The following is a 7,676-nucleotide window of genomic DNA, read 5'->3' on the forward strand; positions in this document are numbered from 1 at the left end:
TCCTCGGGTGTGTCGACGACGGTTCGCCGAACGGCGGATGCACGGCGACCGGGGTGCCGGTCGCCGTGCGCGGACGTGATGCTCCCTCAGGCAGCCTGTACCGCCCGGTTGTCGGCCGACTCGGTGGGCTGCCCGGCGGCGACCGGGGTGCTGCCCGCCCGGCGCGGGAGGCCGAGGGCGACCACGATCGCGCCGAGCGCGGCGACCGCCGCGGCCACCAGGGCGCCGTTGTTCATCGCGGTGGTGAAGGCGTGGTCGGCGGCCGAGGTGAGTCGGTCGGCGGCTTCGGGGGACAGGTGCTCGGCCACGGCGTGCGCGCCGGGCAGGTCGTGTGCGGCGACCGCGGCGGGGCCGGTCAGGTGTTGGTCGGCCATCTCGCCGCGGTAGTGCGCGGAGACCAGGGTGCCGACCACCGCGATGCCCAGCACACCGCCGAGTTCGCGCACCACGCTGTTGAGCGCGCCCGCCATCGCCGAGAAGCGCACCGGCACCGACGCGGTGATCTCCATGCTCGCCGGGGCCATCATCATCCCCATCCCGGCGCCGACCAGAGCCATTTCCCCGGCCAGTGCGACGAACGGGGTGGTGCTGTCGGTGGTCAGACCGAGTACGGACAGGCCGACCGCGATCGCGCCGAGTCCGACGGTGAGCGTGCCGCGGATGCCCAGCCGGGCGGTGACCACCGGCGACAGCCCGGACATCGCGGCCATCGCCACGGCGAACGGCATCGCGGAGAGGCCGGCTTCGAGCGGGCTGTATCCGTGCACGAGCTGGAAGTACTGGGAGAGCACGAACAGCGTGCCGAAGAGCGCGAAGAAGGTCACCGCCAGCGTCCCGGCGGCGAGCACGAAGCCCCGGTTGGCGAACAGGCGGACCTGCACCATCGGTTCGTCGCGGCGCAGCTCCCAGGCCACGAACACCGCGGTGCACAGCACGAATGCGCCCAGCTCGAGGAGGGTGACCGGCGCGGTCCAGCCGCGCTCGGGCGCCTCGATGATCGCGTCGACCAGGGTGCCCAGGCCGGCGATGGACAACACGGCGGCGGGCAGGTCGAGTCGGGCGGTGCCCTGGCGCGGGATGCTCGGCACGATCCGCAGGATGCCGACGAGCGCGGCGAGCACGAGCGGGACGTTGATCCAGAACGCGCTGGACCAGGAGAAGTGCATCAGCAGCGCGCCACCGGTGACCGGGCCGATCAGCACACCCACGCCGGCCGCGGCCGACCAGACGGCGAACGCCTTGGGCCGCTCGACCGGCGGGAACATCCGGATGATGATGGCCAGCGTCGCGGGCATCACGAACGCCGCTCCCAGGCCCATCACCGCCCGCCAGGCGACGAGTTCGGCCGCGGTCGAGGACACCGCCGCGACGGCCGACCCGGCGCCGAAGAGCGCGAGGCCGCCGAGCAGGGCGCGCCGGGCGCCGAACCGGGCGCCCAGGCTGCCGGCGAGGAGCAACAGGGCGGCGAAGACCAGCGTGTAGGCGTCGGTGATCCATTGCAGATCCGACGTCGACGCGTCCAGCCCCTTCGCCAACGACGGCAGCGCGGTGTTGAGCACCGAGTTGTCCAGCGTCACCGCGACCAGCGTCGAACTGAGCACGAGCAGCGCGGCCCACCGACGCGGGTGGCCTGCGACTTCGGGAGCGTCGGTGGGGCCGACGCCGGTCGATCGGGTTTCCGGGCTGCTCACGAGGTACCCCCTGATTTAACGGCTGTGTGCTTACGGATGTAAACATAGGCCGTCGCTATACGGCTGTAAAGCCAAGGATTGGCAAAGGCGATTACCGCCTCACGGCGCTACGCCTCCGTAAACGGCCCGTCCTCGACGAACCGGCGCAGGCCGCGGGCGAAGATCCGCGCCTCGTCGGCCGGCCACTGCGCGAGTGCGGCCTCCAGTCGCGCGGCGAGCCGCTCGCGCAGTTCGCGCACGCAGTCCGAGCCCGCGTCGGTCAGGGCGAGCAGTACGGCCCGGCGGTCCTCGGGGTCGGGCTCGCGGCGGACCAGGCCGGCCTCCTCCAGGCGGGAGGCGCGGCGGCTGACGCCGGACCGGTCGAGCCCGATCTCGCCGGCCAGGTCCGCCGCGCTGCACGGGCCGGTCCGGGCCAGGCCGCTGAGCACGGGATAGGTCACGTCGTCCACGGCCGGCCCCAGGCCCTCGGTCAGGTCCGCGTACAGGTTGGCGCGGGTGCTGCGGCGAAGCAGGAGACCGAGCGCGTCGGCCACCTCGTGTCCCGTCGAAAGTTCCATGTCCCCAGATTAGCGTGCGCTGCGCACGCATATGGGTTATCGTCAAAAGCGTGCGCAGCGCACGCATTACGTCGGAAGACCATTTCGATCGGAGCCGTCCCGCCATGTCTCGAACCGCAATCGTTCCCGCCCTCACCGACCTCCTGTTCCGTCCCGAGGTGGACCTCGACACCGCGATCGACCGGCACTTCGCGCCGGACTACCGTCAGCGCACCGACGGTGTCTGGGCGGATCGCGCGGGCTTCGTCGAGCACATCGCGCACCTGCGCTCGATCGTGGTCGGCGGCGGGATCCGGCTGCACGAGGAACTGTCCGACGGATCGCGATACGCCGACCGGCACACCGTCGAGGTGTGCAAGACGGACGGCTCGACGGTGGAGATGGAGGTGTACCTGTTCGGCGAGTTCGCGCCGGACGGCCGGTTCCGCCGGATCGAGGAGACCACGCTCATGCTCGCCGGTTCGGCCGCCGATCGCGGCCTGGGATCGGCTCGGTGAGGCCGCCCGCCGGCCCGCCCACCCGGGGCGGGCCGGTGTCGGTCAGAACTCCCGCGCCAGGTCCAGCGGTCCGCAGGACAGCGTGCCGCGCGCGTGGGGTGCGGCGATCCAGCTGTCCGTGCTGACGAAGTCCCGCCCCCGCTGGTGCGCCTCACGGGCGGGCGTCGGGTCGTCCCAGGTCACCGTCAACGGCTTGTGCTCGACGTCCCACTTGGCGCCGCCGAGCGCGCGGTCGTCCGCCGAGGTCGCCTCCAGGTGGGTGAGCCGACCGGCGTCGGTGGCCAACACCCCCGCGTGCCACAGCGTCACGCCCGCCTCGGTGTGCACGATCGCGGGCGGGGTGACCAGTGCCAACCCGGTGCCGTCGTGGCGCTCGGAGTCGAAGCGCAACACCAGGCGGCGCGGGATGGTCGGCAACACCACGTCCAGGACGAGATCCCCGTCCGGGACGTGGCCGAACAGACACGAGGTGAACCGGATCGACCCGGCCGACAGCGTCGTGGCCAGCGCCGAGTAGGCGAACCGGTCGCCCGAGCGGGTCACCGACACCCCGTACTGGCCGAACAGCGGCGGCGCCGGCGGCCGCGGACCGGCCGGGCGGGCCAGGGTCTCCAGGCCGATCGTGGTGTACAGACCGGCCGGTGTGCGCAGGATGCCGCCGTGGAAGACCCGTACCTCCTCGTGCGCAAGCAGGATTTCGGGCGGCCTGACCAGCTCGATGTCCACCGGGGCGGTGCTGTCGCTCATGCCGCGACCCTATCGGCGGATCGCGGTCGGAACGGGTGGTCGGGGACTGCCGCGGCGCCCGGTCGCGGCCCCGTCGTGACCGCGGTGGCGGTACGCGAAGGGGTGCTTCGGGCGGGCGTCGGCGATGCGTTCGGACGTCGCCCGATCGGCCCAATCGGGTCTATCGGGGCGTTGTTCGCATAGGGGGCCGACCCGGTCGGGGCCGGATCCCGGGTGACCTGCGGCAGAGTTGGGCGAGGGGCATTTCGGTCGGCTTCGGGGGGCGCATAGGGGATTCGAACCGCCATATCGTGGGGACACTTTCCGGTTACGGCTTCGCCTATACCGCCCCCGAACGCCCCGCGCGTCACCCGACAGGAGCATACTGATGGGGATGACGACGTCAGCCGTGACCCGGCGCATTCTGCCCACCAGTCCCTTCAATGTCCCGGTCGCTCCCATCATCGAGGATTTCGACCTCGGTGCACGAGTGACGCACGATCAGTACGGACTCGGTCGGATCGTCGGTGTCGAAGAGGACATCGCGGTCACTGTCGATTTCGGGTCGCGTCAGGAGCGGATCTGCCGTCCCTACGCGAAGCTGAGCAACCTCTGAACATCCCGACTCCACGCGGTCGGCATATGGGAGGCGCCCCCGGGTAACCGGGCCGGCGCCTCCTTTCGTTGCGTGACACCGCCCCCGGCTCGTTGCGCGCCACCGCCCGGGCGCCCGCGCCGTCCGTCGTGCATTTCCGGCCACGCGCCCCGAGCGGTACGCATCGAATGCGGCTCCGTTCGGGGCGGTTGTAGCGATTAAGACATCAGGTTGTCAGACAAGTTGTGCTAGCGTCGTCGCCCATGAAGCTGCGCGCCCTCCTTCTCGGCCGCCGCGGCGGGGTCTGAACCGACCGGCACCCCGCCGCGGGGTTCGGTGCTGCCGGTCGACTCCTTCGAACGGCGAGGACGACTCCGCACCATGAGCGACGACACCTTCCCCACCCTGCGCACCCCGGCCGGCCCCATCCCCGAGGGCCGACCGCACTGGAACCGGCAACGTTCGAGCGCGATGCCGCATCACCGCTACCGCCCGGCGCACGAGCGGGTTCGGGTCGAGATCGACCCGAATACCCGAACCTGGCCGACCCGGCGGATCGAACAGGCCCCGCTGTGGGTCCCGGTGGACCTGCGGGACGGCAATCAGGCGCTGGCCGAGCCGATGGACCCGGCCCGCAAGCGGCGGATGTTCGACCTGCTGGTGGCGATGGGCTTCAAGGAGATCGAGGTCGGCTACCCGTCGGCGAGCCGCGCCGACTACGACTTCGTCCGGCACCTGGCCCAGAGCGACGCGGTCCCGGACGACGTGACGATCGTGGTCTTCACCGCGGCCCGCACCGACCTGATCGAACGAACCCATCAGTCCATCGAGGGCCTGCCGCACGCCGTCGTGCACATGTACACCGCAACCGCGCCGACCTGGCGCGACGTCGTGCTCGGCCACGACCGGGAGGCGCTGCACGGCCTGATCCTGGCCGGCGCGAAGGACGTCGCCCGCGGCGCGGACGCGCGGCCGGGGGCGGACATCCGCTTCGAGTTCTCGCCCGAGGTGTTCAACCTGACCGAACCCGACTACGTCCTGGAGGTCTGCGACAGCGTCACCGAGCTGTGGGACGCGAGCCCGGACCGGCCGGTGATCCACAACCTGCCGGCCACGGTCGAGATCGCCACGCCGAACGTGTACGCCGACCAGATCGAGTACATGCACCGCCACCTGGCCCGCCGGGACGCGGTGATCCTGTCCGTGCATCCGCACAACGATCGCGGTACCGGGGTCGCCTGCGCCGAACTGGCGCTGCTGGCCGGGGCGCAGCGGGTCGAGGGCTGCCTGTTCGGCAACGGCGAACGCACCGGCAACGTGGACCTGGTCACGCTCGCGCTGAACCTGCACACGCAGGGCGTGGATCCGATGATCGACTTCTCCGACATCGACGAGATCCGACGCACCGTCGAATACGCGAACCGGATCGACGTGCACGCCCGCCACCCCTACGGCGGCGACCTGGTCTACACCGCGTTCTCCGGCACCCACCAGGACGCGATCAAGAAGGGCTTCGCGCAGCACGCACGGCAGGCCGAGCGGCTGGGTCGGTCGGTGACGCAGGCGCCGTGGGACGTGCCGTATCTGCCGATCGACCCGGCCGACGTGGGCCGCGACTACGAGGCGGTGATCCGGGTCAACAGCCAGTCCGGCAAGGGCGGCATTGCCTATCTGATGCAGAGCGCGCACGGTCTGGATCTGCCGCGCCGGCTCCAGATCGAGTTCTCTCGGGTGGTTCAGGAGGCCACCGACGACAGCGGCGAGGAGATCACCGCGGCCGAACTGGGCGAGCTGTTCGGGCGGGAGTACCTGGACCGGCGCTCGCCGATCGACGTCACCGGATGGCGGGCGGAGGAGGCCGCACCCGGGCGGCACGTGTTCACCGGGACACTGACCGACTCGGCCGGCGGGCGTCCGGTGATCGGCGAGGGGAACGGGCCGCTGTCCGCGTTGACCTCGGCGTTCGAGGCGGCCGGGATGCGGGTCGAGATCCTGGACTACGTCGAGCACTCGATCGGTGCGGGTGCGGGTGCGGGGGACGGCGGCGGTGGCGACCGGCAGGCGGCGTCGTACGTGGAGTGCCGGGTCGACGGGGTCACCCGGTGGGGCGTCGGCATCGACACGTCGATCCTGGCCGCCTCGGTGCAGGCGACGGTGTCGGCGGTGAACCGGGCGCGGCACTAGGCTTCGTGCGATTCGTCGGACAACCTGAGATGTGAAGGTGACGACACGATGACGTTCGGCCCCCTGCGCCGCAGCCCACTGGTCGGCCAGGCGGCCGAACGGCTTCGGGACCAGATCGCCGCCGGGCGCTGGCCGGTGGGCACGAAGCTGCCCGGCGAGGTGGCGCTCGGCAAGGAACTGGGCATCGGCCGCTCGACCGTCCGCGAGGCGATCCGCGCGCTGGCGGGGGCTGGTCTGGTCGAGTCCCGGCAGGGGTCCGGCGTCTTCGTGATCGCCACCGAGCCGGCCGAGGACCTGCCCGCGCGACTGCGGCGAGCCTCGGCGGTCGAGGTCTACGAGGTGCGCAACCTGATCGAGGTGCGAGCCGCGATGTTGGCCGCGGAGCGGCGTACCGACGAGGACCTCGCCGCGCTGGACGCCGGCCTGGCAGCGCGGGCCGCCGCGCTCGGCGACGACGCGGCGTACATCGACGCGGACATCGCCTTCCACGCGAGCATCGTCGCGGCGGCGCACAACGAGGTGCTCACCGACCTGTTCGCGGTCTTCCAGGTGACCATGCGACCGAGCCTGCTCGACCTGCTCGCGGTGATGGACGAGAAGGGCCTGCGGGGCGCATCGGCCGACCCGGGCGCCGACGCCCACGCAGCCATGGTCGCGGCAATCCGAGCCGGCGACGCGGAGGCAGCGGGCCGGGTGACCGAGGCGGAACTGGCGGTAAGCCTCCGCATCCTGCGCGACTAGGCACCGGAACGCCGCCCCTTTTCGCCCCGCCCGACCCACCTCCCAGCCGGCCAAATCCCGAGTCGGAACGGCAACCTCACGACGCGGCCCAGCCCGCCCCCGCCCCCGCCCCCGCGCCGCCCCGACTCCTCGCCCCGCCCCGCTCCGACTCGTCCGCCGCGCCTAGCGCCCGCCCCGCGCCGCTCCGACTCCTCGCCTCGCTGTGCTCTCCTTGCCGCGCTCGCCGCACGCTTTGCCCCGGCTCGCCTCGCGCCTTGCCCTGCGCCGCGCCACCCCGCACCCTGCCCCTCCGCGTGCCGCGCCGCCTCGTCTCGCCCCGCCCCGCGCTGCCTCGTCTCGCCCCGCCCCGCGCTGCCTCGTCTCGGCCCGCCTCGCGCCCCGCCCCGCGCTGCCTCGTCTCGGCCCGCCTCGCGCCTCGTCCCGCGCCGCATCGGCCCGCCTCGCGCCTCGTCCCGCGCCGCATCGGCCCGCCTCGCGCCTCGTCCCGCGCCGCATCGGCCCGCCTCGCGCCTCGTCCCGCGCCGCATCGGCCCGCCTCGCGCCTCGTCCCGCGCCGCATCGGCCCGCCTCGCGCCTCGTCCCGCGCCGCATCGGCCCGCCTCGCGCCTCGTCCCGCGCCGCATCGGCCCGCCTCGCGCCTCGTCCCGCGCCGCATCGGCCCGCCTCGCGCCTCGTCCCGCGCCGC

At 72.6% G+C, this 7,676-nt stretch carries 7 protein-coding genes; 4 read left to right on the forward strand and 3 right to left on the reverse strand.

Going from position 1 to position 7,676, the window contains the following annotated elements; genetic code table 11:
- Nucleotides 1–86 precede the first annotated feature (86 nt).
- Complete coding sequence (locus ACFZBU_RS34720; RefSeq protein WP_391587701.1) at nt 87–1,691, reverse strand: DHA2 family efflux MFS transporter permease subunit; 1,605 nt, start codon at nt 1,689–1,691, stop codon at nt 87–89.
- Between the two features lie 107 nt (nt 1,692–1,798).
- The gene (locus ACFZBU_RS34725; RefSeq protein WP_391587702.1) at nt 1,799–2,248 is read right to left on the reverse strand and encodes a MarR family winged helix-turn-helix transcriptional regulator; all 450 of its coding nucleotides are present in this window, start codon (nt 2,246–2,248) and stop codon (nt 1,799–1,801) included.
- A gap of 104 nt (nt 2,249–2,352) precedes the next feature.
- Between ACFZBU_RS34725 and ACFZBU_RS34730 the strand changes: the two genes are divergently transcribed.
- Nucleotides 2,353–2,745, forward strand: coding sequence for a nuclear transport factor 2 family protein (locus ACFZBU_RS34730; RefSeq protein ID WP_391587703.1), 393 nt, complete (start codon nt 2,353–2,355; stop codon nt 2,743–2,745).
- A 42-nt stretch (nt 2,746–2,787) separates the two neighbouring features.
- On the opposite strand, the gene ACFZBU_RS34735 is transcribed toward ACFZBU_RS34730, so the two are convergent.
- Entirely contained in the window at nt 2,788–3,492 is a 705-nt protein-coding gene (locus ACFZBU_RS34735; protein ID WP_391587704.1) for a hypothetical protein, read from the reverse strand.
- Between the two features lie 373 nt (nt 3,493–3,865).
- On the opposite strand from ACFZBU_RS34735, the gene ACFZBU_RS34740 reads away from it, so the two are divergent.
- The 3 genes from ACFZBU_RS34740 to ACFZBU_RS34750 all read left to right on the forward strand — a co-directional run bounded on the left by ACFZBU_RS34740 (nt 3,866) and on the right by ACFZBU_RS34750 (nt 6,991).
- The gene (locus ACFZBU_RS34740) at nt 3,866–4,087 is read left to right on the forward strand and encodes a hypothetical protein (protein ID WP_391587705.1); all 222 of its coding nucleotides are present in this window, start codon (nt 3,866–3,868) and stop codon (nt 4,085–4,087) included.
- Nucleotides 4,088–4,447: 360 nt separating this feature from the next.
- Nucleotides 4,448–6,250, forward strand: a complete 1,803-nt coding sequence (leuA, locus tag ACFZBU_RS34745; RefSeq protein WP_391587706.1) for a 2-isopropylmalate synthase — start codon at nt 4,448–4,450, stop codon at nt 6,248–6,250.
- A 48-nt stretch (nt 6,251–6,298) separates the two neighbouring features.
- Nucleotides 6,299–6,991 carry a FadR/GntR family transcriptional regulator gene (locus tag ACFZBU_RS34750; protein ID WP_391587707.1) on the forward strand — a complete coding sequence of 231 codons (693 nt, stop codon included), beginning with the start codon at nt 6,299–6,301 and terminating at the stop codon, nt 6,989–6,991.
- Nucleotides 6,992–7,676: the final 685 nt, after the last annotated feature.

It is taken from the genome of Embleya sp. NPDC008237 (assembly GCF_042956465.1).
Lineage (GTDB): Bacteria > Actinomycetota > Actinomycetes > Streptomycetales > Streptomycetaceae > Embleya.